The organism is Pseudomonas sp. G3-19 (assembly GCF_054855875.1).
Genome location: NZ_JBMPIQ010000003.1, coordinates 6,065,896 through 6,092,351 on the forward strand (window position 1 = coordinate 6,065,896; position 26,456 = coordinate 6,092,351).

The window sequence follows — 26,456 nt, forward strand, 5'->3', positions numbered from 1 at the left end:
GACCTGAAAGTGCCTTAGTGAATCCATAATCGCCAGGATTTTTCAGGTCGATGTATGACGCCAGATACCTCGGTCGGCTCCCTCTCCCACCGGGAGAGGGCTGGGGTGAGGGTAAAGACTTAACGCGGCAATTCAATCCGCTCCACTTCCCCCGGCACCGTCGGCCAATCCCCGGCCGCCCACTTGTGCCGTGCCTCATCGATCGCCGCCGGATCGCTCGCGACAAAATTCCAGTTGATCCGCCGAGGCCCGTCCAGCGGCGCGCCGCCAAACACCACCGCGTGTACATCACCCTCGGCAAACAGGCTCATCTGTTCCCCGGCCGGCAACACCGCCAGCGCATGGGGTTCGAGGGGCTCGCCATTCAACTGCGCATCGCCACTCAGCACATAAATCGCGCGTTCTTCGTGCTCGGTCGGGATCAGCAAAGTGGTTGCGGTCTGCATCTTTACTTCGGCGTACAGCGTAGGAGAAAGCACCGGCACCGGCGATTCCAGGCAAAAGCCTGACCCGGCGATCATCCGGATCTGCACACCAAGGTTATCGCTGACCGGCAAGGTTGCCGCCGGGTGATGGCTGTAATGTCCCGGACCTTGCTCGTGATCCTTGGGCGAGGCCAGCCAGATCTGCAAGCCGTGCATGGTGAAGCTTTGCTCCCACAGCGGCTCGGGCGTGCGCTCGACGTGGGCAATCGCACTGCCCGCGGTCATCCAGCTGACATCGCCAGCACTGACCACCTGATCGGAGCCGAGGCTGTCCTTGTGCTGGATTTGCCCTTCGAACAGGTAGGTCAGGGTCGACAGACCAATGTGCGGATGCTGTCGGATGTTCATGCCTTTGCCCGTCGGATAAACCGTTTCGAGCATGTGGTCGAAAAACACGAAAGGCCCGATGCCGCGGCATTTGGCTGACGGCAGCGGGCGCAGGATCGGCTGGCCTTCGACGTCTTCGGCGCGCGGGCGGATGATCAGTGGTTGCGTATCCATGGTGCATTCCAGGCTGAGCGGGTGATGCCAGAAGCATAACCCGCCGCTGGCAAGAGGGTGATTACTGGCTGTCGAAGCCTTGTGGGGCGTGGGTTTCGATGCTGACGTCGGTGGTAGTCATCAGTTTGTGGATCGGGCAGCGATCAGCCACGCGCAGTAACTCTTCACGCTGGGCATCGTTGAGGACGCCCTTGAGGGTAAGCGTCACGTGCAGGGCGTATTTGCCTTTCTGCTCTTCGCTGTTGTCGCGTTTGACCTCGACACCCACGCCGGTCAGCGGGATGTCTTTCTTCTTTGCGTACATCTTCAGGGTCAGTGCCTTGCAGGCACCGAGCGCGGCGTCGAAGTAGTCGTGTGGCTCGGGGGCCGAGCCCTCGCCGCCAGCAGACTTCGGCACGTCGGCAAACAATTCGTGGTCATCGATCTGTACGGTGTGACGAAAACCTTCGGCGGAGACGGTATTGACGGTAACAGTCATGGCAACCTCACTGGCAGTAGGAAAAAGTCGTGCGATCAAAAAAGGACCTTGCAGTTATAGAGCATTCCTACAGAGCCGCGTTCCACTTTCCTGCAGGATGAACCCTTGTCATCGGCTCAGGGTCTAGGCTATGCCTACCTGCCGGAGATTACTTGTGTCCTTGTTTCGTTTGAGTCTTGCCTGCCTGCTGGCATTCGCCGGTAGCGCCAGCGCCCGCGATTACACCTACAGCGATGCGCACTTGCACTACGTGGACTTCTTCCAGGAAACCGCCGGCATGGCGAAATTGCTCACGGCCATGCAGGACAATTCCATCGACCATGTGATGATTTCCGGTATTCCCGTGGCGAAGAAATGGCACGAGGACGAACCCAAGCGTCCGCGCTATTACGCCGGCGATGATGCCGATGCCTACTGGTACAGCGCCACCGATGTGATCGTTGCCGATGCCGTGCAAAAGCTGACTCCGGAGCAGCGTCAGCACTTTCATCCGTTCCTTTCAGGCTTCAACCCCAACGACAAGAACTCCGCCGCACACATTCAGCGCATGCTCGATCTGTATCCGGGGCTGTGGCAGGGCATTGGTGAAGTGTTCACCCGCCATGATGACTTGACGGCGTTGACCGCCGGCGACACGCCACGGGCCAATAACGAGGCGATGAAGCGGATTTATCACCTGGCTGCCGAAAACGATCTGCCAGTGATGCTGCATTCCAACATCACCTCCAAGCGTGAGAAAAATCCGCTGTACTTGAAGGAAATCGAAGAACCCCTGCGTAATCACCCGCACACCCGGTTCATCTGGGCGCACGCCGGCACCAGCGCGGAAATTCATCGGCACCAGACGCAACTGAAATTCCTCCTACCGACGGTGAGTCGGATGCTTGAGGCTTATCCGAATCTGTACATCGATCTGTCGTGGAGCATGCTCACACCGTACCTGCTGGACGAGCAGGGCAAGCCGCGTGCGGAATGGCTGGCCTTGGTCGAGAAATACCCTGATCGATTCATGATCGGCTCGGATGTTGTAGGCCGTTTCACCAAGCTCGGTCAGGAAATGCGCAGCTTCACGCCGTTCCTTGATGCCTTGCCTGAAGAAATTGCGCGTAAGGTCGCCCGGGATAACTTCCTGGCGATATTGCCGCGAACAGCGGCAAAGTCCGGGAAACCGCGCTGAATCGTTAATGCCGAGGGTTCGAAGTATCGAGGCGTTTTGATATCACCTTTTGGTCTTACGCAAATTTTCGCCGGGCCGATACCTTCTAAAGCAACCAGCTGCAGGGTTGATGCAGCGCTTTTGGAAGGAACCAGAGTCATGAGCATCCGTAGTCTCAATATCGCGCCGCGAGCCGGCCTGGGTTTTGGTGTGTTGGCGCTGATGGTGTTTGCCCTCGGGGCGTTCGCCCTGCTGCAAATGGCGAACATGCGCGCCCAGTCTGATGAGGTCGACAACAACTGGCTGCCGAGCGTGATGGCGGTCGGCGAGATGAGTCAGGACATGTTGCGCCTGCGTGCGCTGACCATGCGCCTGCTGCTCAATCGTGACCCGCAGGCGCTGGCGCAGAATGTCGCCAAGCTCAATGACCTGCGCGGTGTCTTGAGCGAAGCCCAACAACGCTATGACGTGTTGATCGTGCTGCCCGAGGAGCGCAAGTTGTTCGACCGCTTCAAGGTTGCCGAGCACCAGTACCTGGAGTTTCAGGCGCAGGTCATGCAGTTGTCCGCACAGAATCGGGTGGAGGAGGCGGCGGCGATTCTCAACGGTGAAATGAGCCCGTTGGCCGACGACATGGCGGTCACCCTGAAGGAGCTGGTCGAGCTGAACAAGCACAACGCCAACCTTGCCACCGAAGCCGCGCGCCTGGTTTTCATCAATTCGCGGGTGTGGGTCGGGGTGATGATTGGCATTACCGCATTGATCACCATCGGTCTGGCGTTGTTGCTGACCCGCAGCATCGTCCTGCCGCTGGCGCAATCACTGGGCGTGGCGGAAGTGGTGGCCGGCGGTGATCTGACGGGCGATATCAACATCTCCGGCAAGGACGAACCGGCGCGGCTGCTGCAGGCGCTGAAAAGCATGCAGCACAACCTGCGCGACACCATTCGGCAGATTTCCGAATCGTCCAGCCAGTTGGCGTCGGCCTCGGAGGAACTGAGTTGCGTCACCGAGGACGCCACGCGCGGGCTGCACCAGCAAAGCCTGGAGATCGAGCAGGCCGCCACGGCGGTCAATCAGATGACCGCTGCCGTGGAAGAGGTCGCGAGCAACGCCGTGGCGACTTCCGAGGCGTCGCGCGAGTCTGACCGGATTGCCCAGCATGGGCGCGAGCAGGTCAACCAGACGGTGACTTCGATCCAGTCCCTGGCTGACGACGTCACGTCCAATGCAACGCAGGTCGAGGATCTGGCGCAGAAGGTTCACGGCATCAGCAAAGTGCTCGACGTGATCCGCTCGATTGCCGAGCAGACCAATCTGCTGGCACTGAACGCAGCGATTGAGGCGGCGCGGGCCGGGGATGCCGGGCGTGGCTTCGCGGTGGTGGCCGATGAGGTGCGGGCGCTGGCCCATCGCACCCAGCAATCGACCCAGGAAATCGAGCAGATGATCGGTGGCATCCAGCAGGGCACCGATTCGGCGGTCAGTTCGATGCAACAGAGCAGCGTCCGCGCCAATTCGACTCTGGAACTGGCCAAGGCTGCGGGTTTGGCGCTGGAGGAAATTGCCTCGGCGTTCACCTTGATCAACGAGCGCAACCTGGTGATCGCCAGCGCCTCGGAGGAGCAGGCAGCGGTGGCGCGGGAGGTGGACCGCAACCTGATGAACATCCGCGATCTGGCGATGCAGACGTCGGCGGGGGCAAATCAGACCAGTGCGGCAAGCCAGGAGTTGTCGCGGCTGGCGGTGGATTTGAACAATATGGTGGCCAGATTTTCGGTCTGAGCTGACCCTTGACGATTGCACTCACCCCCTGTGGGAGCGGGCTTGCTCGCGAAGGTGTTGTATCAGATACATCTTCGTTAGCTGGCAGGCCGCCTTCGCGAGCAAGCCCGCTCCCACAGTATTTGTGTGTCGCCTGGGAATCGCAGGCACAAAAAAGCCCCGCATCTGCGGGGCTTTCCGTTGTAGCGGCAGATCAGCTGCCTTTAACGGTTTTGCCGTTGACCGTGCCGTCCTGGAGCATGATGTTGTACTCCTTGCCGTCGGTTTCAACCTGTTGCAGGCGGACCAGCAGGTAATCCCAGTCCTTGGCGAACCACAGCACAGTGATGCGCTTGCTTTGTGTCGGGTCACGCACGCGCTCGACCTTGATTGCATCGATCTTGCCGGCCTTGGTGTCGACTTTCTCGGCACCCAATACACGGAAGTCATAGGTGTCGACTTCACCGTCGTCGACCACCTGATAGCTCATGGTCTTTTTGCCGGAGGCGACGTCGTGCTGCAGCGCCAGTTGATAGGTCGACTTGTCGACCATGCCACGGTTCAGCGGGATCTTCACCGCGTCGCCCCGGTCAGTGCCGGTGACCATCTTGCTGTTCCAGTCGAAGTCCAGATCAGCCTTTTTTGCTTTGCCCAGACCACCACGTTCGAAGTGGTAGGACTGTGGCAGCAGGGTGTCCTTGTCCAGGGTCAGCGTGCTTTCTTCGGTCAGGCTGGCGATCATCATCGACGCTTTGAAGCTGAGTTTCCAGACGCCGTTGGCTTCCTTGGTCAGGCTGCGTTCGGCGGTGCCGCTCATGGGCAACTGTTTCCAGTCGGCGGTGTAGCTGGCGGAGAACGGTTGAAGGTCTGCCGCCTGCGCGAAAGGCAGGGCGAGCAGAGCGCAAGCGAAGAGCAGGGCGCGACGCATAAAATCTCCTAGTGTCGAATCAAGTGGCCGCTGGCCGCGAGTAACTGGCCATCCAGTAAAGCACCTTGCTCACCGAGTGCCAGTCGGCCTTCGGCAAACCAGCGTACAGCCATCGGATAGATCAGGTGTTCCTGGACATGCACTCGCTGCGCAAGTGTCTGCGGCGTGTCGTGCAACTCTACCGGTATTACTGCCTGTACGACCAGTGGTCCACCATCGAGTTCCTCGGTGACGAAGTGCACGGAGCAGCCGTGCTCCGCATCGCCGGCCTCGAGCGCGCGCTGATGAGTGTGTAACCCTTTGTATTTGGGCAGCAGCGACGGGTGGATATTGAGCAGACGACCCTGATAGTGGCGCACGAAATCAGCGCTGAGAATACGCATGAAGCCGGCCAGTACCACGAGTTTTGGTTTGAATTCGTCGATCAGTTCGATCAGGGCAGCATCGAAGGCCTCGCGACCTTCGAAAGCCTTGTGATCCAGCGAGCGGGTGGCGATACCCGCGTCACTGGCGCGTTGCAGGCCATAGGCGTCGGCGCGGTTGGAAATCACCGCAGCGATGCGGACCGGGCTGTCGCCGGTCCGCGTGCTGTCGATCAGAGCCTGCAAGTTACTGCCGGTGCCGGACAACAGCACCACGACATCACAGGTTGCGGACATTAATGAGCCTTAAGGTTCTGCAGATCAACCTGGGCAGCGCCTTCGGCAGCGGCAGCGATCTGGCCGATGACCCAAGGCTGTTCGCCGGCGTCACGCAGGGTGTTCAGGGCCACTTCAACGTGCTCCTGAGCCACGCAGATCACCATGCCCACGCCGCAGTTCAGTACGCGGTGCATTTCGGTCTCGTCGACGTTGCCTTTCTCTTGCAGCCAGTCGAAGACCGCCGGGCGAGTCCAGCTGGCCACGTCAACCACGGCCTGAGCGCCTTTTGGCAGAACGCGCGGAATGTTGTCCAGCAGGCCGCCACCGGTGATGTGGGCCATGGCTTTGACCGCGCCGGTGTCTTTGATCAGCTTGAGCAGCGGCTTCACGTAGATGCGGGTCGGGGCCATCAGCAGTTCGGTCAGTGGCTTGCCGTCGAGCTGAACGGTTTCAATGTCGGCACCCGACACTTCGATGATCTTGCGGATCAGCGAGTAGCCGTTGGAGTGCGGGCCGGACGATGGCAGGGCGATCAGCGCATCACCGGTGGCGACTTTCGAGCCGTCGATGATTTCGGCTTTTTCCACGACGCCGACGCAGAAGCCGGCCAGATCGTAGTCTTCGCCTTCGTACATGCCAGGCATTTCAGCGGTTTCGCCGCCGACCAGGGAGCAGCCAGCCAGTTCGCAGCCTGCACCGATACCGGTGACCACGGTGGCAGCTACGTCGACGTTCAGCTTGCCCGTGGCGTAGTAGTCGAGGAAGAACAGCGGTTCTGCGCCGCACACCACCAGATCGTTGACGCACATGGCGACCAGGTCCTGGCCGATGCTGTCATGCTTGTTCAGGTTCAGCGCCAGGCGCAGCTTGGTGCCGACGCCATCAGTACCGGAAACCAGCACCGGCTGTTTGTAACCGGCCGGGATCTCGCAGAGGGCGCCGAAACCGCCCAGGCCGCCCATGACTTCCGGGCGCGCAGTGCGCTTGGCGACGCTCTTGATGCGTTCGACCAATGCTTCACCGGCGTCGATGTCTACACCGGCGTCCTTGTAGCTCAGGGAGGGTTGCTTGCTCATGATCCAGGCCTTTAGGGGAGGGGATTCAGGGGTAACGACCGAGTTCAGCGGGAACATCGAAATCGAGAGGGCGATGGCCTTACGCGAATTTCGGGGTGCCCGGCTGTTGCCGGTCTGCGAAGGCGCGCGATTTTATCAGGCTTGAGGGGCAGCGGCCATCCTCGCGCCGACGGGCAGGGGCATAATCGACTGAAATTTTTTGCAATTGTGCCGGGCGGCTGCCTGTATAAGGTGTGCCGATTAACCGTCTATCGTTATCACTGTGCAAAAACTTACCGCTAGCGTGTGAATGTTTTGCGATGGCAGATTGTCACAGCCTTGCTTAACCGGTTCACGCGGCCTGTTCCAGCCGCTCCTGTCGACGGGAATTTTCCATGCGTTTTTGTAAATTGTTGGTTGTGGGTTGTTTGTCGTTGGTCAGCCTGGCGAGTCATGCCGAAAACCTCAAGGGTCTCTATCAAGTGCGCCAGCCGGTCAGCAGCCAGGCGCCGGAAGAGCGTGATCGCGCCACTCAGGCGGCACTGGATACGCTGGTGTTGCGCCTGACCGGTGACCCCAAGGCTCCGCAGAATCCGGGGCTGGCAGCGATTCGCAAGGATCCGCAGCAGATCATCAGTCAGTTCGGTTTCGATGCCGGGCCGCCGGAGGTGCTCAAGGTCGATTTCGATCCGGCCACCACCGAGCAGGCGCTGCGTCGCGCCGGGCTGTCATTGTGGGGGGCGAGTCGGCCGTCGATTCTGAGCTGGTGGCTGAACGATTCGACTGAAGGTTCGAGCCTGGTCGGCGACGGTCAGGCAGCGGCTGCACCATTGCGTTCTGCGGCTCAGCATCGCGGCTTGCCGCTGCGTCTGCCGCTAGCGGATCTGAGTGAGCAACTGGTGGCTACCGCGCCAGTGCTGGATGGCACCGATCCCGCGCCATTGCGCGGCGCTTCGGAGCGTTACGGCGCGGATGCGTTGCTGGCGGTACATGCGCACGAAGAGGGCGGGCAGTGGCAGGCCAAGTGGCATCTGTGGCTGGGCGATCAGAAAGAGGCCGGCAGTGTGCAGGGCGCCGATCAGGCTGCCGTGGCCGATGCCGTGATGCTGGCGGTGGCCGAGCGTCTGGCGCCGCGCTTTGTCGCCAAGCCTGGCGCTTCGGGCCAACAGACTCTGGAAGTGCAGGGCATGAATCTTGAGCATTACGCCACGCTGCTGCGGTTACTCGAACCCTTCGGTGTGCGTCTGCAAAGTGTCGATGGTGATCGCATCGTGTATCGGGTCAACGGCAGTGCCGATCAGTTGCGCTCGCAATTGTCGTTGGCGAAGTTGCAGGAGTTGCCGGCCGAAGCACCGACGCCAGTGGCAGCGCCGCAGCCAGCGGTGGCAGGTGCAGCGCCTGTTGCGGCTCAGGCGCCTGCACCGGTAGCGCCTTCGTTGCGGTTTCGCTGGTAAGTCTTTCCTTATATAGAAGCAGGAGTGATACATGGCCGATACGCGGCGTTGGTTCTGGCTCGGTGGGGTAGTCCTGCTTTGCGCGTTTGTGTGGTTGCTGCATCCGATCCTCACGCCGTTTCTGGTGGCGTTGCTGCTGGCGTATCTGTTCGATCCGCTGGTGGATCGGTTGGAGAAACTCGGTTTGTCGCGAACCTGGGGTGTGATCGCGGTGTTCGCCTTGTTCACTCTGATCGTCACCACGTTGCTGTTGGTGCTGGTGCCGATGCTTGCCAAGCAGTTGGTGCGTTTGTATGAGTTGGCGCCGCAAATGCTTGACTGGCTGCAGCACACGGCGCTGCCGTGGGCGCAATCGAAGCTGGGCCTGTCTGACGGCTTCTGGAAGTTCGACAAGGTCAAGGCGGCGATCAGCGAACACATGGGGCAGACCACTGACATCGTCGGTGTGGTGCTGAGTCAGGCGACGGCCTCGAGTCTGGCGCTGATCGGCTGGCTGGCGAATCTGGTGCTGATTCCAGTGGTGAGTTTTTATCTGCTGCGCGACTGGGACGTGATGATGGCCAAGATCCGCAGCCTGTTGCCGCGTGATCGTGAAGAAACCATCGTCTCGCTCGCCGGTGAGTGCCACGAAGTGCTCGGCGCTTTCGTGCGCGGGCAACTGCTGGTGATGCTGGCGCTGGGCGTGATCTACGCAGCGGGCCTGATGATTATTGGTCTGGAACTGGGGCTGTTGATCGGCCTGATCGCAGGCCTCGCGGCAATCGTGCCGTACATGGGTTTTGTGATCGGTATTGGCGCGGCGCTGATTGCCGGGCTGTTCCAGTTCGGTGGCGACCTGTACCCGATGATCGGCATCGTTGCGGTGTTCATGGTCGGGCAGGCGCTGGAAGGCATGGTGCTGACGCCGCTGCTGGTCGGCGACCGGATCGGCCTGCATCCGGTGGCGGTGATCTTCGCGATCCTGGCCGGCGGCGAGCTGTTCGGCTTTACCGGTGTGCTGCTGGCATTGCCGGTGGCGGCGGTGATCATGGTGCTGGTGCGTCACGTGCACGATTTGTACAAGGACTCGGATATTTACAGCGGGGCAGATGATCCCGAGTTGTAATCCGATCACGGGCGGCCCGGCATTGTGCCGGGTTGGCCCGTGTTTTGCGGCGGGGTGTTTCGATACCGCGTCAGAGAAACTGTCATAAAACCAGCGTGTTAACGCAAACCTTTGATTTTGCTTGGGGTCTGTCGCATTGTGCGCTCAGCTTCACGGGTATAAACTTCGCAAACTTTACACAGAGGCCACTAACGGTTCCTTGAGAACTGTTCAGTCAGCATGAAACCGATTCAGCTGCCCCTAGGTGTGCGTCTGCGTGACGACGCCACCTTCATAAACTACTACCCAGGCGCCAATGCCGCTGCACTCGGCTATGTCGAGCGCCTATGCGAAGCCGACGCCGGCTGGACCGAAAGCCTCATCTACCTGTGGGGCAAGCATGGGGTAGGGCGTACGCATCTTTTGCAGGCGGCATGTCTGCGTTTCGAGCAGATGGGTGAACCGGCGGTGTATCTGCCGCTGGCCGAGCTGATGGATCGTGGTGTCGAAATCCTCGACAACCTTGAGCAGTACGAACTGGTCTGCCTGGATGACTTGCAGGTGATTGCCGGCAAGCCGGACTGGGAAGAGGCGATGTTTCATCTGTTCAACCGCCTGCGTGACAGCGGTCGACGTTTGCTGATTGCCGCTTCAACCTCGCCGCGCGAGCTGCCGGTGAAGCTGGCTGACCTCAAATCGCGCCTGACCCTGGCGCTGATCTTCCAGATGCGTCCGCTCTCCGATGAAGACAAATTGCGTGCCCTGCAATTGCGCGCGTCGCGTCGCGGTCTGCATCTGACCGATGAAGTCGGGCACTTTATTCTGACTCGCGGCACCCGCAGCATGAGTGCATTGTTCGACCTGCTCGAACAGCTGGATCAGGCCTCGTTGCAGGCGCAACGCAAGCTGACGATTCCGTTCCTGAAAGAAACCCTTGGCTGGTAGCCAGCCCTTGAAATACGCGGCTTTGACCGCGTTTCGACATATTTCAGGCGCCAGAAAATCCGCGTTTCCGCAACGTATGCAGACCGCGTATCGAGTCAAATGGGCTTAAGCGCTTAGATGTAAACGAGAAACCGGGAAGTCACAAAAAGATCGATTGAATTTGCAAATGAGGCCGATAGCGGGCATAGTCTCGGCTTCTTTACAACTTCAGCCACGGTCGTGCCCATGCTAAATCGCTTCGCACCCCTCGTGCCTCTCGCACTCGTCACCCTGTTGTTCGGTTGCGCTGCTCATTCTCCAGTTCAAGAGCAGCCTCAGCAGGTTAAAAATTCTGCCACTGCCCAGTCTTCCGTTATTTACCAGGAAGAGCTGGACACCGAAAAAGAACTCTCGGACTTCAACAAGAAGCCGTACGAGCTCCCGGTTCTGGCCGACAGCATCCTTGAACGCGGCATGTCCCTGATCGGTACCCGTTACCGTTTCGGCGGTACCTCTGAAGCCGGCTTCGACTGCAGCGGTTTCATCGGTTATCTGTTCCGCGAAGAAGCCGGCATGAATCTGCCGCGCTCCACCCGTGAAATGATCAACGTCGATGCGCCTCTGGTCTCGCGCGGCAACCTTGAGCCGGGCGATCTGCTGTTCTTCGCCACCAATGGTCGTCGCGGTCGTGTGAGCCACGCCGGGATCTACCTGGGTGACAATCAGTTCATCCACTCCAGCAGTCGTCGCAGCGGCGGTGTTCGCATCGACAGCCTGGGTGACAGCTACTGGAGCAAGACCTTCATCGAAGCCAAGCGCGCCCTCGCGATGGCTCCGACCGTGGTCACCGCTCGCAAGTAATTCCCCCGTTGTCGCCACGTCCGTGGCGACAAAAACGGTGCCCGGCAAGGGAGTAGACCTAGACTTTACAAGGTGAAGTTAAAGTCTTACTTGAAGTTTGCCGCGTAGCCGCTAGAATCCTGTATCTATATTGATGGCAAACCGCCTGCGTGCTCCGCAGGCGGTTTTGTTTCTGTCCATTCGGCAGAGAAAGCCGCAGCCAGATCAGGATGTTCTGCTTATGACGATGTCGGCCCGCCTCACAGTGATTTTCTTCGCAGCGCTGCTCAGCGCCTGCGCCAGCCGCACTCCGCCGCCTGCTCCCGTGGTACGCGCCCCGGTGGTGTTCGGGCCTTCCCAGGCTTTTTCGCCGGCTGCTGAAGACGTGCTGTTTCGCGCGCTGGGCCTGGTTGGCACACCTTATCGCTGGGGCGGCAACACACCGGATTCCGGGTTCGATTGCAGTGGCCTGATCGGTTTCGTCTACCGCGATGCTGCCGGTATCTCTTTGCCGCGTTCGACGCGCGAGATGATCGTGATGCAGGCGCCGAATGTCGGCAAAGAGGGTTTGCAGACCGGCGACCTGATCTTCTTCGCCACCAATGGCGGCTCGCAGGTCAGCCATGCGGGAATCTACGTCGGCGAAGGGCGCTTCGTGCACGCGCCGGCCACCGGCGGCACGGTGAAGCTGGACAGTCTGTCGAAGGCGTACTGGCAGAAGGCGTACCTGAGTGCCAAGCGGGTGTTGCAGCCGGAGCATCTGGCGCATAACCCGTAAACGCTGAAAATCTAAATGTGGGAGCGGGCTTGCTCGCGAATGCGGTGTGTCATTCACCCATGATGTTGAATGACCTGACGCTTTCGCGAGCAAGCCCGCTCCCACATTTGTTATGTGTCGGGCCCTGATTTATTTAGCGGACGACACCCGCCACACCTTGTTCCCCACATCATCCGCCACCAGCAAACCACCTTGCTGGTCGATCACCACGCCCACCGGGCGGCCAAGTGCGTTTTCGTCCTTGTCGAGGAAACCGGTCAGCACATCCACCGGTGCTCCGTTCGGCTTGCCGGCGGCGAACGGTACGAAAATCACCTTGTAGCCACTGTGCGGTTTGCGGTTCCACGAGCCGTGCTGGCCGATGAAGGCGCCCTCCTTGAATTGCGCCGGCAGGCTGTTGCCATCGGCGAACGTCAGGCCCAGCGAGGCGGTGTGCGGGCCAACGGCGTAGTCCGGGGCGATGGCTTTGGCCACCAGATCCAGATTTTGCGGCTTAACTCGCACATCCACGTGCTGACCGTAATAGCTGAAGGGCCAGCCATAGAAGCCACCGTCCTTGACCGAGGTGATGTAGTCCGGCACCAGGTCACTGCCGATTTCGTCACGCTCATTGACCGCTGTCCACAGCGCGCCTGTCGTGGGCTCCCACGCCAGGCCGTTGGGGTTGCGGATGCCCGAGGCGAAGATCCGGTGGTTGCCGGTGGCGCGATCGACTTCCCAGATCGCGGCGCGACCTTCTTCTTTATCCAGACCATTCTCGCCGACGTTGCTGTTCGAGCCGACAGTGACGTACAGCTTGCTGCCGTCCTTGCTGGCGATGACGTTTTTGGTCCAGTGATGGTTCAGCGTGCCGCCCGGCAGATCGGTGACTTTGATCGGCTGCGTCTTGATCTCGGTCGCGCCGGATTCGTAGTGGAAGCGCAGCAGGCGATCGGTGTCAGCGACGTACAAATCGTTACCGACCAGGGTCATGCCAAACGGCGAATTGAGGTTTTGCAGAAACACCGTGCGGGTCTCGGCCACGCCGTCGTGGTCGGCGTCGCGCAACAGGGTGATGCGGTTCGGGCTCGGCACACCAGCGCCGGCCTTGCCCATGACTTTCTTCATCACCCAGCCACGAATGCCGCTGCTGTCGTCAGGCTTGGGCGGAGCGTTGGTTTCCGCCACCAGCACGTCACCGTTGGGCAGCACGTAGAGCCAGCGCGGATGATCGAGGCCTTCGGCGAATGCTGCGACCTGCGTGCCGGCTGCGGCGGTCGGTTTGCCGCCGGCGGGCCAGCCGATCGCCGGGGCGATGTTCACCGTCGGGATCAGGGTTTTGTTCGGTTCGGGCAGTTTCGGTGACGGGCCGGTGCCGTCGGAAACTTGCAGGCTGGAGGATTCACCACAGGCGGCGAGCCCTCCGGCGAGGGCGATGACGAGAGCGAGTTGGGTTTTGCGCATTACTGATCTTCCCTATGAATGCATGCCTAATCATAGAGGAGTGTGCGCACCCGATGGTTCAACCGCTCAACCGCGGGCCTCTTTGAACAGCACGGCGATGCCCGGGTGATAGTTGCCCGCTTCGCTGCGCAACTTGCGGTAGGCGTAGGGGAAATACCAGGCCACTGCGCAGCAATGTTCCTTTTGCAGGTCGTCGACCATGTCCTGCAACTCTTCGGGGCTGGCGCTGTGTTGGGCTTTTTGCGGGGCGACGAACAGGCAACCGAGCTTGAGGTCGCTGGCAAAACTGATGCGTTTGGCGTCGCTGGTGATGTCCAGCAGGGCCTGGGTCAGATTAAGGTTGTTGACCCGTGGCCAGCGCTGGGTGGCCTGAAGGTAGGCGCGGTCTTCGGCGCCGGCGATGAACAGATCGGCGCGGGCATTGCGTTCGCCTTCCTCGTTCTGCTTTCGGGTCGAGGTATCACAAAGTGTCACCAGCTCGGCCATCCAGGCTGCCGCGGAGAGCAAGCCGAGATTGGCTTTCTCGTCATGCCAGTAAGGGGTGTCGTTGTCGCCGCGTACAGCGTTGTAGCGGTCGATACAGTCAAACCAGCGTTCAAGCATCGGGCGCAGGAATTCCAGGCGCGGGTTGCTGATGATCATGCCTTGCATCGTCATCATCCTTATTGTTGTGATGTGCTTTTTCAATCAAAAGCATGGCTCTTTGATATCACTTGTCTCAGTGTGGCACAAGATTGGCGTCAGATAATTGATCGACGGCAGTTATTCGCCCGACGGCCCCCTCTTTAATTGACGCTCCACCCCCAACCCTCTAACCTTCGCGGCTTGTTTCAGGTGCTCTGTGACGCGTGTCGACAGAGTGAAACAGGGAAGCCGGTGAGGGTTGTCTTCAGGCGAAGCACGATCACGATCCCGGCGCTGCCCCCGCAACGGTAAATGAGTGAAAACTGTGCATTGAGCCACTGTGTCGACGACGCGGGAAGGCGCGCAGTCAGGCGATTCGCCGCTCATGAGCCCGGAGACCGGCCTGATCCATCCAGCGGCATCACGGTGGGCGATGCCAGGCTTTTTGCCGTCTATTCTTGTGCCTGCCCGCCGTTATCCAGCCTCAACGGAGAGCTCCCCCATGACCGATTCCCCCGAGCGCGACGAACGCCATCTGGCGCGTATGCAGCGCAAAAAAGCCGTGATCGACGAACGCATCGCCAATTCGCCTGACGAATGCGGTCTGGTGCTGGTGCTCACCGGCAATGGCAAAGGCAAAAGCAGCTCGGCGTTCGGCATGCTCGCCCGCGCCATGGGCCACGGCATGCAGTGCGGCGTGGTGCAGTTCATCAAAGGCCGCAACAGCACGGGCGAAGAACTGTTCTTCCGCCGTTTCCCCGAGCAAGTGCGCTTTCACGTGATGGGCGAGGGCTTCACCTGGGAAACCCAGGATCGCCAGCGTGACATCGCCGCCGCCGAAGCCGCGTGGGAAGTGTCCCGCGAGCTGCTGCGTGATCCGTCGATCGGCCTGGTGGTGCTGGACGAACTGAACATCGCCCTCAAGCACGGCTACCTCGATCTGGATCGAGTGCTCAGCGACTTGCAGGCGCGTCCGCCGATGCAGCACGTAATCGTCACCGGTCGCGCGGCCAAGCCGGAAATGATCGAGATGGGCGATACCGTCACCGAAATGGGCATGCTCAAACACGCCTTCCAGGCCGGCATCAAAGCGCAGAAAGGCGTCGAACTTTGAATCAACCACGTCACTGCCCGGCGGTACTGATCGCCGCGCCGGCCTCCGGTCAGGGCAAGACCACCGTCACTGCCGCGCTCGCTCGCTTGCATCGCAACCAGGGGCGCAAGGTGCGCGTGTTCAAGTGCGGCCCGGACTTCCTCGACCCGATGATTCTCGAGCGCGCCAGCGGTGCGCCGGTGTATCAACTGGACATGTGGATGGTCGGCGAGCAGGAAAGCCGCCGTCTGTTATGGGAAGCCGCCGCCGAAGCCGATCTGATCCTGATCGAAGGCGTGATGGGCCTGTTCGACGGCACGCCGTCCAGCGCTGATCTGGCGCGGCATTTTGGTGTGCCGGTGCTCGGCGTGATCGACGGCACCGCCATGGCCCAGACCTTCGGCGCCTTGGCGCTGGGGCTGGCGCGTTATCAGCCGGACCTGCCGTTTGCCGGCGTGCTGGCCAACCGTGTCGGCACTTTGCGTCATGCGCAATTGCTCGAAGGCAGCCTCACCGAAGGTTTGCGCTGGTACGGCGCGCTGTCCCGCGAGACCGGGATCGAGTTGCCGAGCCGCCATCTCGGCCTGGTGCAGGCCAGTGAACTGAATGACCTCGACCTGCGTCTCGACGCCGCCGCCGAAGCGCTGGCCAGCAGTTGCGAGGTAGCGCTGCCACCGGCCGTGGAGTTCGCCGCGCCTGAAATGATCAACGCTGAACCGCTGCTCGACGGCGTGCGCATTGCTGTCGCTCGCGATGAGGCCTTTGCCTTCACCTACGGCGCCAGTCTCGACCTGCTACGGGCGATGGGCGCCGAGTTGAGTTTCTTCTCGCCGATCCGCGATACGCAATTGCCCGAGACCGACAGTCTGTATCTGCCCGGCGGTTATCCGGAATTGCACCATGTCGCGCTATCGCAAAACGTGGCAATGCTCGATGCAATCCGTGCGCACCACGCCGCTGGTAAACCGCTGCTCGCCGAATGCGGCGGCATGCTCTATCTGCTCGACGCGTTGACCGATGTCGACGGCAATCGCGCCGAACTGGTCGGCCTGCTGCGCGGTGAGGCGGTGATGCAAAAACGTCTGGCGGCACTGGCACTGCAAGCGGTGGATCTGCCGGAGGGCTCGCTGCGTGGGCACACCTATCACCATTCCCTGACCAGCACCGAGCTGACGCCGATTGCCCGGGGCCTGAGCCCGAACGGCGGGCGTGGGGCCGAGGCGGTTTATCGGGAAGGGCGGATGACGGCGTCGTACGTGCATTTCTACTTTCCGTCGAATCCGACGGCGATTGCTGCATTGTTTGCGCCAGACCTCAAGGCCGCCTTCGCGAGCAAGCTCGCTCCCACATTGGATCACCTAACCCCTGTGGGAGCGGGCTTGCTCGCGAAGAGGCCATGAGCGACAACGCATACACTGAGGCCGAGCGCACAGCGATCTATAAAGCCATCGCCGAACGCCGCGACATGCGCCACTTCACCGGCGGTACGGTCGAACCGGAGCTGCTGCGCCGTCTGCTCGAAGCCGCGCATCAGGCGCCCAGCGTCGGTCTGATGCAGCCATGGCGTTTCATCCGCATCAGCGACCGCGCCTTGCGTGGGCAGATCCAGAACCTCGTCGAAGAAGAGCGCATCCGCACCGCCGAAGCTCTCGGCGAGCGCAGCGATGAGTTCATGAAGCTCAAGGTTGAAGGCATAAACGACTGTGCCGAAGTGTTGGTCGCAGCTCTGATGGACGATCGCGAAAAACACATTTTCGGCCGTCGCACGCTGCCGGAAATGGACATGGCCTCGCTGTCCTGCGCGATTCAGAACCTGTGGCTGGCGTCCCGTGCCGAAGGACTGGGCATGGGCTGGGTGTCGCTGTTCGAACCGCAGGCACTAGCCGATCTGCTGCAGTTGCCGGCCGGGGCCAAGCCGCTGGCAGTGTTGTGCCTGGGGCCGGTCAAGGAATTCTATCCGGCGCCGATGCTGGTACTCGAAGGGTGGGCGCAGTCGCGCCTGCTCAATGAGTTGCTGTACGAAAATTATTGGGGAGTGAGTCAATGAGTGTGGCGTTGTTGAGTGTCGCCGCAGTCGCGCTGGATGCGCTGCTGGGTGAACCGAAACGCTGGCATCCGCTGGTGGCGTTCGGCAACTTTGCCGGGCGCATCGAGCGCCGTTTCAATGCGGGCGGGCGCGGCTGGCGCAGTCACGGGGTCACCGCGTGGGTGATCGCGGTGCTGCCGCTGACCTTGCTCGCCACCGCGTTTTCCTGGGCACCGTACGTGGGCTGGATCGTCGAGATTCTGGCGCTGTATTGCGCCCTCGGCATGCGCAGCCTCGGTGAGCATGTCGCGCCGGTAGCCGCCGCCTTGCGCGCCGATGATCTGGAAGAAGCGCGCAAGCGTGTCGGCTATCTGGTCAGCCGCCAGACCAGCGAACTGGACAGCACCGCGGTCGCCCGTGCCGCCACCGAATCGGTGCTGGAAAACGGCAGTGACGCGGTGTTCGCCGCGTTGTTCTGGTTTGTCGTGGCCGGTGCGCCGGGCGTGGTGCTCTATCGCCTGAGCAATACGCTCGACGCGATGTGGGGCTATCGCAACGAACGCTTCGAGCGCTTCGGCTGGTGCGCGGCAAAAATCGACGACGTGCTCAACTATATTCCGGCCCGGCTGGTGGCGCTGACCTACGCGCTGCTGGGCAACACTCGGCTCGCCTGGAAATGCTGGCGCAGCCAGGGCCCGCAATGGGACAGCCCGAATGCCGGTCCGGTGATGGCGGCCGGTGCCGGTGCGTTGGGTGTCGAACTGGGCGGGCCGGCGATCTATCACGGCGAACTGCATGAGCGTCCGCAACTGGGCGAAGGTGCGCCGGCGGATGCCGATTCGATTGATCGCGGCTGGCAATTGGTTCAGCGCGGGGTATGGTTATGGCTGCTGATTCTCTGCGTGGGGGCTGAATTCTATGCTTGAGCACGGTGGCCGGCTGCGCAAGGCTGCACTCGATTACGGGATTGCCGAGGCTGACTGGCTCGACTTGTCCAGCGGCCTCGCGCCGTGGCCGTTTGCGGTGCCGGAGATTCCGCTGCGCGCCTGGGCACGCTTGCCGGAAACCGACGACGGGCTGGAACAGGCCGCGTGTGATTACTACGGCGCTTCGCAGGTGCTGCCGGTGGCCGGTTCGCAGATGGCGATCCAATTGCTGCCGCGTTTGCGCCGCGCCGGCAAGGTCGGTGTTTTGTCGCCGTGTTATGCCGAGCACGCCGAAGCCTGGCGTCGCAGTGGTTACATCGTGCGCGAAGTGCTGGAGCAGGAAGTCGAGTTCTTTCTCGACAGCCTCGACGTGCTGGTGGTGGTCAATCCGAACAACCCCACGGGTCTGAGCCTGACCCCGGCGCGGCTGCTCGACTGGCACGCTCGGCTGGCCCAGCGTGGCGGCTGGCTGGTGGTCGATGAAGCGTTCATGGATAACACACCGCAGCTGAGTCTGGCGTCGCATACCCATCAAGTTGGCCTGATCGTGTTGCGCTCGTTCGGCAAGTTTTTCGGTCTGGCGGGGGTGCGTCTGGGCTTTGTGCTGGCCGAGCGCAAACTGCTCAGATTACTCGCGGAACAGGTCGGGCCCTGGGCGGTCAGCGGGCCGACGCGGGTGCTCGGTCAGGCTTGCCTGCAAGACACCGAAGCGCACACCCGGCAACGCATTCGCAGCGATGAAGCCAGTGAACGCCTGGCATTGTTGCTGGAGCGCTATGGCTTCAAACCTCAGGGCGGTTGCGCGTTGTTTCAGTGGCTGATCACCGAGCACGCGCCTGCGCTGCACGAGTTCATGGCTCGACGCGGCATCCTCCTGCGCATCTTCACCCACAACAGCAGCCTGCGTTTCGGCCTGCCTGCCAACGCCGCTGAAGAAGCGCGTCTCGAACAGGCGCTGCAAGCTTTTGCCAAGGAATCGAAATGACCACGCTGATGGTGCAAGGCACCACGTCCGACGCCGGTAAAAGCACGCTGGTGACGGCGCTGTGCCGCTGGGCCACCCGTCAGGGCGTGGCGGTGGTGCCGTTCAAACCGCAGAACATGGCGCTCAACAGCGCGGTGACCGCCGACGGCGGCGAGATCGGCCGGGCGCAAGCGGTGCAGGCGCAAGCGGCGCATCTCGAACCACACACCGACATGAACCCGGTGCTGCTCAAGCCCAACAGCGACACCGGCGCGCAGGTAATCATCCATGGCCGCGCGGTCACCAGCATGAACGCGGTGGCGTATCACGACTACAAAGCCATCGCCATGCAAGCGGTGCTCGCGTCGCACCAGCGGCTCAGCGCGGCGTATCCGCTGGTGATGGTCGAAGGCGCTGGCTCGCCGGCCGAGATCAATCTCCGTGCCGGGGACATTGCCAACATGGGCTTTGCCGAAGCGGTGGATTGCCCGGTGCTGCTGATCGCCGACATCAATCGCGGCGGCGTTTTTGCGCATCTGGTCGGCACGCTGGAGTTGCTTTCGCCGAGCGAACAGGCACGGGTCAAAGGTTTCATCATCAATCGTTTTCGCGGTGACATCGCCTTGCTGCAACCGGGCCTCGACTGGCTGGAACAGCGCACCGGCAAACCGGTGGTGGGCGTGCTGCCATACGTGATGGACCTGCATCTGGAGGCCGAGGACGGCATCGACCAGCGCCAGACCGACAAGGCCGAGCAAGTGCTGAAAGTGGTGGTGCCGGTGCTGCCGCGCATCAGCAATCACACTGACTTTGATCCGCTGCGTTTGCATCCGCAGGTCGATCTGCAATTCATCGGCTCGGGGCAGGCGATCCCTGCCGCCGACCTGATCATCCTGCCCGGCTCGAAAAGCGTGCGCAGCGACCTCGCGTATCTGCGTGCCAATGGCTGGGACACGGCGATCAATCGGCACCTGCGCTATGGCGGCAAATTGTTGGGGATCTGCGGCGGGCTGCAAATGCTCGGCGAGCAAGTGCACGATCCGCTGGGCCTCGAAGGCGCGCCGGGTTCCAGTGCCGGCCTCGGTTTGCTGGCGTTCGAAACCACGCTGGAAGCCGAGAAGCAGTTGCGCAATGTCCGTGGGCATCTGGCGCTGGAAAACGCCGAGGTCAGTGGCTATGAAATCCATGCAGGCGTGACGGTGGGGCCGGCGCTGGAGAATGCGGCGGTGCATCTGGATGACGGTCGTTGCGACGGCGCGCAGAGTCTGGACGGGCAGGTGTTCGGCAGTTATCTGCACGGCTTGTTCGAGTCGCCGCAAGCCAGTGCCGCGTTGCTGCGCTGGGCCGGGTTGAGCGATGTGCAGGAGGTGGATTACCACGGCTTGCGCGAGCGCGATATCGAGCGGTTGGCGGATCTGGTAGAGCAGCATCTGGATACCGGGCTGCTGCGTCAGCTCTGCGGGATTTAGGCTGGCTGTTACGGCCTCTTCGCGAGCAGGCTCGCTCCCACTTTGGAACGCATTCCCATGTGGGAGCGGGCTTGCTCGCGAAGGGGCCGGTGCCACAATACATAAATGACAGGACATCTCCATCCTCCACAGGGGAGTGAGGTGTTTCAGCCACTGCGGTCACTGTGGGAGCGGGCTTGCCCGCGAAGAGGGCGATTGCCTCAACACATAATTTTCAGGATGTCCCCATGCTCCAACTGATCCTCGGCGGCGCCCGCTCCGGCAAAAGTCGCCTGGCGGAAAAACTCGCCAGCGACAGCCATCTGGCGGTCACTTACATCGCCACCAGCCAGCCGCTGGACGGTGAGATGAACGAACGCGTCGCCCATCACCGCGCCCGGCGTCCGGCCGAATGGGCGCTGATCGAAGAGCCGCTGCAACTGGCCCGCGTCCTGCGTGAAAACGCCAGTGCCGAGCGTTGCCTGCTGGTGGATTGCCTGACCCTGTGGCTGACCAATCTGCTGATGCTCGATGACGCCGCGCGTCTCGCCGCCGAGCGTGAAGCCCTGCTGGACTGCCTGGCGTCATTGCCGGGGGAAATCATTTTTGTCAGCAACGAGACCGGAATGGGTGTCGTGCCGCTGGGCGAATTGACTCGCCGCTACGTCGATGAAGCCGGTTGGCTGCATCAAGCTCTGGCCGAGCGTTGTCAGCGAGTCGTCCTGACCGTCGCCGGCCTGCCCCTGACCCTGAAAGGACCTGCGTTATGACTCAAGCGTGGTGGTTGAACCCGTGCCAATCCGTGAATGCCGAGATCGTTGAACAGGCGGCGGCGCGCCAACTGCAACTGACCAAACCGGCCGGCTCCCTCGGTCGCCTCGAAAGCGTGGCGGTGCAACTGGCCGGATTGCAGGGACAGATCAAGCCGACCCTTAAGCAAGTCTGGATCGCGATTTTCGCTGGTGATCACGGGGTGGTCGCGGAAGGCGTTTCGGCATTCCCGCAGGAAGTCACTGGGCAGATGTTGCTCAACTTCGTCAGCGGCGGCGCGGCGATCAGCGTGCTGGCGCGGCAGCTCGATGCACAGCTGGAAGTGGTCGATCTGGGCACCGTGACACCGACGTTGAATCTGCCGGGCGTGCGTCATCTGAACATCGGCCCTGGCACGGCGAATTTCGCCAAGGGCGCGGCGATGACCCAGGCACAGGGCGAACTTGCCTTGCAGGCCGGTCGTGACAGCGTGCTGCGCGCCAAAGCCGTTGGTACAGAGTTGTTCATCGGTGGCGAAATGGGCATCGGCAACACCACTGCCGCCAGTGCGCTGGCGTGTGCCTTGCTCGATTGCCCGGTGGTGCACCTGACCGGTCCCGGTACCGGGTTGAATGCCGAGGGCGTCAGCCATAAAGCGCAAGTGATCGAGCGCGCACTGGCGCTGCACGCAGCACAGCGCGGCGATGCGCTGCAAACCCTGTTCAACCTCGGCGGGTTTGAAATCGCCGCACTGGTCGGCGCGTACCTGGCCTGTGCGCAGGAAGGCGTCGCGGTGCTGGTCGACGGCTTTATCTGCACGGTCGCCGCGTTGGTCGCGGTGCGGCTGAATCCGGCCTGCCGCGAGTGGCTGCTGTTCGGTCATCGTGGGGCCGAGCCGGGCCATCGCCATGTGCTGGAAACACTTAACGCCGAACCGTTGCTGGAGCTCGGCCTGCGTCTGGGCGAGGGCAGCGGCGCGGCATTGGCCGTGCCGCTGTTGCGTCTGGCCTGTGACCTTCACGGGCAGATGGCGACGTTCGCCGAAGCCGCGGTGGCGGATCGTCCGGCATGACCTTGCGTCTGGACCTGCTGCGCCACGGTGAGACTGAGCTGGGCGGCGGTTTGCGCGGCAGTCTCGATGATGCGCTCACCGAAAAGGGCTGGGCACAGATGCGTGCCGCGGTGCTGGTGGGCGGGCCGTGGGACCGGCTGATCAGTTCGCCGCTGCAGCGTTGCGCGCGGTTCGCTGCAGAGCTGGGCGAACAACTGAATCTGCCGGTGCAGTTGGACAAGGATCTGCAGGAACTGCACTTCGGTGCCTGGGAAGGCCAGAGCGCAGCGGCGTTGATGGAGACTGATGCCGAAGCGCTGGGGCTGTTCTGGGCTGATCCCTATGCCTTCACCCCGCCGCAGGGTGAGCCGGTCAGCGATTTTGCGGCTCGCGTGCTGGGCGCGGTTGCGCGGTTGCATCAGGCCAATGCCGGTGAACGCGTTTTGTTGATCAGTCATGGCGGCGTGATGCGTCTGTTGCTGGCGCAGGCGCGAGGTTTGCCGCGTGAGCAGTTGCTCAATGTCGAAGTCGCGCATGCTTCATTGTTTTCCCTGACCGTTGAAGCCGATGGTTCGCTCAAGGAAGGTCACTGAGATGCTGCCACTGTGGATCGCCCTGCAATTTCTCAGTAGTTTGCCGATTCGTCTGCCGGGGATGCCGGAGCCGCAACAGCTCGGGCGTTCGCTGTTGTTTTATCCGCTGGTGGGGTTGCTGTTCGGAGGGATCCTCTGGGCATTCAACCTGGCGTTGGCCGGCGCACCGTTGTTGCTGCATGCGGCGCTGTTGCTGACGGTGTGGGTGCTGCTCAGCGGCGCGCTGCACCTCGACGGACTGGCCGACAGCGCCGATGCCTGGCTTGGCGGTTTCGGTGATCGCGAGCGCACGCTGACGATCATGAAGGATCCGCGCAGCGGGCCGATTGCCGTGGTGACGCTGGTGTTGGTGTTGCTGCTGAAGTTCTGCGCGTTGCTGGCGCTGGTCGAGCAGGGGGATGCGGTGATGTTGATCATCGTGCCGTTGCTGGGGCGGGCGGCGCTGCTGGGGCTGTTTCTGACCACGCCGTATGTGCGCGCGGGTGGGTTGGGGCAGGCGTTGGCTGATCATTTGCCGCGTAGAGCTGGTTGGTGGGTGCTCGGGGCGAGTGTGCTGGCGTGTTTGCTGATTGCCGGGGTGAAAGCGATTGTTGCGCTGGTTGTCGCGTTCGTCGGGTTTGTCTGGCTGCGGCGGGTGATGGTGCGGCGGTTGGGCGGGACTACGGGCGATACGGCGGGGGCGTTGCTGGAATTGCTGGAGATGGTGGTGTTGGTTGGGGTGGTGTTGGTCTGAGCCATATATGTAACCGTGCTGGCCCCTTCGCCGAGCAAGCTCGCTCCCACATTTGGAATGCATTCCCCTGTGGGAGCGGGCTTGCTCGCGAAGGCGACCCGTCAGGCGCCGGAAATGTTCTTGAATCACTACATGTAACTTGATTTAACACAGTCGCGGGTATATACACGCATCATGCTTCCTTCTCAGTGTTTGTGCACCAACCTGCGTCGCGCCGCTCGTGGCGTCAGCAGGCATTACGACGGCGCTCTCGACGGCTTCGGGATCAACGTTGCCCAGTATTCTTTGCTGTGCAATCTGCAGCGTCTGGATCAACCGAGCATCTCGGAACTGGCCGAGGCCATGGGCCTGGATCGCAGCACCCTGGGGCGCAACCTGCGGGTGCTGGAAGGCGAGGGGCTGGTAGCGCTGGCCGAGGGCGAGGACATGCGCAACCGCATCGTTCGGCTCACCGAGGTCGGCGCGCAGCGTCTGGCGGCGGCTTTACCGGCCTGGGAAGCGGCGCAAAAGCGATTGATCGATCGTCTGGGCGCCGAGAAACGTGAAACCTTGCTGCGACTGTTGGACGAACTGGCCTGAAGGCCGGTTTTTCCGGTTTTAAGCGGGTATATACCCGCGAACGGAGAATAACAATGACATCGATGTGGCGTACGTGCGGTTGGGTGTTGCTGGGAAGTGCGCTGATTCTGGCGTTGTCGTTGGGCGTGCGGCACGGCTTCGGTCTGTTCCTGTCGCCGATGAGTGCGCAGTTCGGCTGGGGGCGCGAAGTGTTTGCCTTCGCCATCGCCTTGCAGAACCTGATCTGGGGTCTGGCGCAGCCGTTCACTGGCGCCCTGGCTGACCGTTTCGGTGCGGCGAAAGTGGTGCTGGTCGGCGGCGTGCTGTATGCCGGGGGCCTGGTGTGCATGGGGCTGTCCGATTCGGCGCTGACCCTGTCGCTGAGTGCCGGTCTGTTGATCGGTATCGGTCTGTCCGGTACGTCGTTCTCGGTGATTCTCGGCGTGGTCGGTCGTGCGGTGCCGCCGGAAAAACGTAGCATGGGCATGGGCATCGCCAGTGCTGCCGGTTCGTTCGGCCAGTTTGCGATGTTGCCGGGCACGCTGGGTTTGATCGGCTGGCTCGGCTGGTCGGCGGCGCTGTTGGTACTCGGTTTGCTGGTGGCGCTGATCGTGCCGTTGGTGAGCATGCTCAAGGACAAGCCGCTGCCGGTGTTCGGTCATGAGCAGACCCTGTCTGAAGCGCTGCGCGAAGCCTGCTCGCATTCCGGGTTCTGGTTACTGGCGTTCGGATTTTTCGTCTGCGGCTTCCAAGTGGTGTTCATTGGCGTGCATCTGCCGGCCTATCTGGTTGATCAGCATCTGCCGGCAACCGTCGGCACCACAGTGCTGGCGCTGATCGGGCTGTTCAATATCTTCGGCACTTATACTGCCGGCTGGCTCGGTGGGCGCATGTCCAAGCCGCGTCTGCTGACCGCGTTGTATCTGCTGCGTGCGGTGGTGATCGTGCTGTTTCTGTGGCTGCCGGTGACGACGACCTCGGCGTACCTGTTCGGCATGGCCATGGGCTTCCTCTGGCTGTCGACGGTGCCGTTGACCAACGGCACGGTGGCGACCTTGTTTGGCGTGCGTAACCTGTCCATGCTCGGCGGTATCGTGTTCCTCTTTCATCAACTCGGCTCGTTCCTCGGCGGCTGGCTGGGTGGGGTGGTGTATGACCGTACCGGGAGTTATGACTTGATCTGGCAAGTGGCGATTCTCTTGAGCCTGCTGGCGGCTGCGCTGAACTGGCCGGTGCGCGAGCGTCCGGTGGCGCGTCTGCAACCGGCTGTCGGCGCCGTATGAAGCGTTCCTGGCCGCGAATCGCCTTCATCGCACTCGGCGCGCTGTTGCTGGCGCTGGTGTGGTGGGGCTGGCATCAGGGCGGGCTGGCGTTGATGCAGTTGGGCATGGGTGCTTGCTTGTAGGCTTGGAGGGCGAGTAACGTCGATGTCTGATAACCGCATCAAGGATGCCGACATGTTCATGCGCTGGTGTGCTGTACCCGCGTTGTTGATGGCGTTGACCGGACTGGCCCAGGCCGCTGACTGTCCGGAGGCGCTGCAAGGTTCGTTGCCCAAGTTGCGCGCCAAGGAATCCGTCGATCTGTGCCAGCGCTACGCCGGCAAGCCGCTGGTGGTGGTCAATACCGCCAGTTTCTGTGGCTTCGCCCCACAGTTCGAGGGCCTCGAAGCGCTCAATCAGCACTACAAGGCGCAAGGCCTGGAAATGCTCGGCGTACCGTCCAATGACTTCAAGCAGGAGTCCAAGGACAGCGCCGAAACCGCCAAGGTCTGCTACGCCAATTACGGCGTGACCTTCACCATGACCGAGCCGCAGAAAGTCCGTGGCGACGATGCTACTCACCTGTTCAAGGTGCTGGCCGAGCAGAGCAGCGCGCCGAAGTGGAATTTCTACAAGTACGTGATTGATCGTCAGGGCAAGGTGATCGCGAATTTCTCCAGTCTGACCAAACCGGATGATCCGGAGTTTATTGCGGCGGTTGAAAAGGCCATCGCCTCAAAACCGCTCAACTGATAACACACGCTTTTTGTGGGAGCGGGCTTGCTCGCGAAGGCTGCGGATCATTCAGCACTTGTTCTGGATGTCAGACCGCATTCGCGAGCCAGCCCGCTCCCACATTTGATCTGTGGTATTTGAATAGGCACAAAAAAGCCCCGC

At 61.6% G+C, this 26,456-nt stretch carries 28 protein-coding genes and 1 riboswitch; of the genes, 21 read left to right on the plus strand and 7 right to left on the minus strand.

Annotated elements, in window-relative coordinates:
- Positions 1–119: 119 nt before the first annotated feature.
- Both ACOYXI_RS27660 and ACOYXI_RS27665 read right to left on the minus strand, forming a co-directional pair.
- Complete coding sequence (locus ACOYXI_RS27660; protein ID WP_210559139.1) at positions 120–986, minus strand: pirin family protein; 867 nt, start codon at positions 984–986, stop codon at positions 120–122.
- Positions 987–1,047: 61 nt separating this feature from the next.
- A complete protein-coding gene (locus ACOYXI_RS27665; protein WP_098968490.1) occupies positions 1,048–1,464 on the minus strand; it encodes an OsmC family protein in 417 nt (138 codons plus the stop codon).
- A gap of 130 nt (positions 1,465–1,594) precedes the next feature.
- Between ACOYXI_RS27665 and ACOYXI_RS27670 the strand changes: the two genes are divergently transcribed.
- A complete protein-coding gene (locus tag ACOYXI_RS27670; RefSeq protein WP_461675522.1) occupies positions 1,595–2,641 on the plus strand; it encodes an amidohydrolase family protein in 1,047 nt (348 codons plus the stop codon).
- A gap of 138 nt (positions 2,642–2,779) precedes the next feature.
- On the plus strand, positions 2,780–4,405 hold the full coding sequence (locus tag ACOYXI_RS27675) for a methyl-accepting chemotaxis protein (RefSeq protein ID WP_461675523.1): 1,626 nt from the start codon (positions 2,780–2,782) through the stop codon (positions 4,403–4,405).
- Between the two features lie 193 nt (positions 4,406–4,598).
- Here ACOYXI_RS27675 and ACOYXI_RS27680 read toward each other — a convergent pair whose 3' ends face one another.
- The 3 genes from ACOYXI_RS27680 to purM are packed head-to-tail and all read right to left on the minus strand — an operon-like array spanning position 4,599 to position 7,029.
- Complete coding sequence (locus ACOYXI_RS27680; protein ID WP_027614049.1) at positions 4,599–5,312, minus strand: DUF3108 domain-containing protein; 714 nt, start codon at positions 5,310–5,312, stop codon at positions 4,599–4,601.
- An 8-nt stretch (positions 5,313–5,320) separates the two neighbouring features.
- Complete coding sequence (gene purN / locus ACOYXI_RS27685) at positions 5,321–5,971, minus strand: phosphoribosylglycinamide formyltransferase (RefSeq protein WP_047600250.1); 651 nt, start codon at positions 5,969–5,971, stop codon at positions 5,321–5,323.
- Entirely contained in the window at positions 5,971–7,029 is a 1,059-nt protein-coding gene (gene purM, locus ACOYXI_RS27690) for a phosphoribosylformylglycinamidine cyclo-ligase (protein WP_027614051.1), read from the minus strand. Before purM ends, purN begins: the two co-directional genes overlap by 1 nt.
- 374 nt (positions 7,030–7,403) lie before the next feature.
- On the opposite strand from purM, the gene ACOYXI_RS27695 reads away from it, so the two are divergent.
- The 5 genes from ACOYXI_RS27695 to ACOYXI_RS27715 all read left to right on the plus strand — a co-directional run bounded on the left by ACOYXI_RS27695 (position 7,404) and on the right by ACOYXI_RS27715 (position 12,088).
- Complete coding sequence (locus tag ACOYXI_RS27695; protein ID WP_461675524.1) at positions 7,404–8,462, plus strand: DUF2066 domain-containing protein; 1,059 nt, start codon at positions 7,404–7,406, stop codon at positions 8,460–8,462.
- A 31-nt stretch (positions 8,463–8,493) separates the two neighbouring features.
- Positions 8,494–9,567, plus strand: coding sequence for an AI-2E family transporter (locus ACOYXI_RS27700; RefSeq protein ID WP_461675525.1), 1,074 nt, complete (start codon positions 8,494–8,496; stop codon positions 9,565–9,567).
- Positions 9,568–9,786: 219 nt separating this feature from the next.
- A complete protein-coding gene (gene hda, locus ACOYXI_RS27705) occupies positions 9,787–10,491 on the plus strand; it encodes a DnaA regulatory inactivator Hda (protein ID WP_221732191.1) in 705 nt (234 codons plus the stop codon).
- Between the two features lie 225 nt (positions 10,492–10,716).
- Positions 10,717–11,331, plus strand: coding sequence for a C40 family peptidase (locus tag ACOYXI_RS27710; protein WP_007962885.1), 615 nt, complete (start codon positions 10,717–10,719; stop codon positions 11,329–11,331).
- Between the two features lie 220 nt (positions 11,332–11,551).
- Positions 11,552–12,088, plus strand: a complete 537-nt coding sequence (locus tag ACOYXI_RS27715) for a C40 family peptidase (protein WP_027614054.1) — start codon at positions 11,552–11,554, stop codon at positions 12,086–12,088.
- 129 nt (positions 12,089–12,217) lie between these two features.
- Here the strand turns inward: ACOYXI_RS27715 and ACOYXI_RS27720 are convergent, their stop codons facing one another.
- Both ACOYXI_RS27720 and ACOYXI_RS27725 read right to left on the minus strand, forming a co-directional pair.
- Entirely contained in the window at positions 12,218–13,531 is a 1,314-nt protein-coding gene (locus ACOYXI_RS27720) for a PQQ-dependent sugar dehydrogenase (RefSeq protein ID WP_461675526.1), read from the minus strand.
- Between the two features lie 66 nt (positions 13,532–13,597).
- A complete protein-coding gene (locus tag ACOYXI_RS27725) occupies positions 13,598–14,182 on the minus strand; it encodes a hypothetical protein (RefSeq protein WP_096797405.1) in 585 nt (194 codons plus the stop codon).
- Positions 14,183–14,346: 164 nt separating this feature from the next.
- Positions 14,347–14,576, plus strand: a riboswitch (cobalamin riboswitch).
- Between the two features lie 81 nt (positions 14,577–14,657).
- Here ACOYXI_RS27725 and cobO point away from each other — a divergent pair.
- From cobO to ACOYXI_RS27795, 14 genes are all read left to right on the plus strand, one after another.
- On the plus strand, positions 14,658–15,269 hold the full coding sequence (cobO, locus tag ACOYXI_RS27730; RefSeq protein ID WP_027614057.1) for a cob(I)yrinic acid a,c-diamide adenosyltransferase: 612 nt from the start codon (positions 14,658–14,660) through the stop codon (positions 15,267–15,269).
- Entirely contained in the window at positions 15,266–16,648 is a 1,383-nt protein-coding gene (locus tag ACOYXI_RS27735; protein ID WP_461675527.1) for a cobyrinate a,c-diamide synthase, read from the plus strand. The genes cobO and ACOYXI_RS27735 overlap by 4 nt, the downstream gene beginning before the upstream one ends.
- The gene (gene bluB / locus ACOYXI_RS27740) at positions 16,645–17,295 is read left to right on the plus strand and encodes a 5,6-dimethylbenzimidazole synthase (protein WP_134785788.1); all 651 of its coding nucleotides are present in this window, start codon (positions 16,645–16,647) and stop codon (positions 17,293–17,295) included. Before ACOYXI_RS27735 ends, bluB begins: the two co-directional genes overlap by 4 nt.
- Positions 17,292–18,200 carry an adenosylcobinamide-phosphate synthase CbiB gene (cbiB, locus tag ACOYXI_RS27745; RefSeq protein ID WP_461675528.1) on the plus strand — a complete coding sequence of 303 codons (909 nt, stop codon included), beginning with the start codon at positions 17,292–17,294 and terminating at the stop codon, positions 18,198–18,200. Before bluB ends, cbiB begins: the two co-directional genes overlap by 4 nt.
- Positions 18,193–19,185: a threonine-phosphate decarboxylase CobD gene (gene cobD / locus ACOYXI_RS27750; RefSeq protein WP_098967885.1), complete on the plus strand. Its 993-nt coding sequence runs from the start codon at positions 18,193–18,195 to the stop codon at positions 19,183–19,185. The genes cbiB and cobD overlap by 8 nt, the downstream gene beginning before the upstream one ends.
- Positions 19,182–20,633 carry a cobyric acid synthase gene (locus ACOYXI_RS27755; RefSeq protein ID WP_461675529.1) on the plus strand — a complete coding sequence of 484 codons (1,452 nt, stop codon included), beginning with the start codon at positions 19,182–19,184 and terminating at the stop codon, positions 20,631–20,633. The genes cobD and ACOYXI_RS27755 overlap by 4 nt, the downstream gene beginning before the upstream one ends.
- Before the next feature lie 227 nt (positions 20,634–20,860).
- Positions 20,861–21,382, plus strand: coding sequence for a bifunctional adenosylcobinamide kinase/adenosylcobinamide-phosphate guanylyltransferase (gene cobU / locus ACOYXI_RS27760; RefSeq protein WP_098967887.1), 522 nt, complete (start codon positions 20,861–20,863; stop codon positions 21,380–21,382).
- The gene (gene cobT, locus ACOYXI_RS27765; protein WP_282412768.1) at positions 21,379–22,434 is read left to right on the plus strand and encodes a nicotinate-nucleotide--dimethylbenzimidazole phosphoribosyltransferase; all 1,056 of its coding nucleotides are present in this window, start codon (positions 21,379–21,381) and stop codon (positions 22,432–22,434) included. Before cobU ends, cobT begins: the two co-directional genes overlap by 4 nt.
- Positions 22,431–23,006 carry an alpha-ribazole phosphatase family protein gene (cobC, locus tag ACOYXI_RS27770; RefSeq protein WP_098967889.1) on the plus strand — a complete coding sequence of 192 codons (576 nt, stop codon included), beginning with the start codon at positions 22,431–22,433 and terminating at the stop codon, positions 23,004–23,006. Before cobT ends, cobC begins: the two co-directional genes overlap by 4 nt.
- A gap of 1 nt (position 23,007) precedes the next feature.
- Positions 23,008–23,739, plus strand: a complete 732-nt coding sequence (locus ACOYXI_RS27775) for an adenosylcobinamide-GDP ribazoletransferase (protein ID WP_098967890.1) — start codon at positions 23,008–23,010, stop codon at positions 23,737–23,739.
- A gap of 174 nt (positions 23,740–23,913) precedes the next feature.
- On the plus strand, positions 23,914–24,318 hold the full coding sequence (locus tag ACOYXI_RS27780) for a MarR family winged helix-turn-helix transcriptional regulator (RefSeq protein WP_461675530.1): 405 nt from the start codon (positions 23,914–23,916) through the stop codon (positions 24,316–24,318).
- A 53-nt stretch (positions 24,319–24,371) separates the two neighbouring features.
- Positions 24,372–25,580, plus strand: coding sequence for an MFS transporter (locus ACOYXI_RS27785; RefSeq protein ID WP_098967891.1), 1,209 nt, complete (start codon positions 24,372–24,374; stop codon positions 25,578–25,580).
- Complete coding sequence (locus tag ACOYXI_RS27790) at positions 25,577–25,702, plus strand: hypothetical protein (RefSeq protein ID WP_256616859.1); 126 nt, start codon at positions 25,577–25,579, stop codon at positions 25,700–25,702. Before ACOYXI_RS27785 ends, ACOYXI_RS27790 begins: the two co-directional genes overlap by 4 nt.
- Positions 25,703–25,754: 52 nt before the next feature.
- Entirely contained in the window at positions 25,755–26,312 is a 558-nt protein-coding gene (locus ACOYXI_RS27795) for a glutathione peroxidase (protein ID WP_003223074.1), read from the plus strand.
- Positions 26,313–26,456 lie beyond the last annotated feature (144 nt).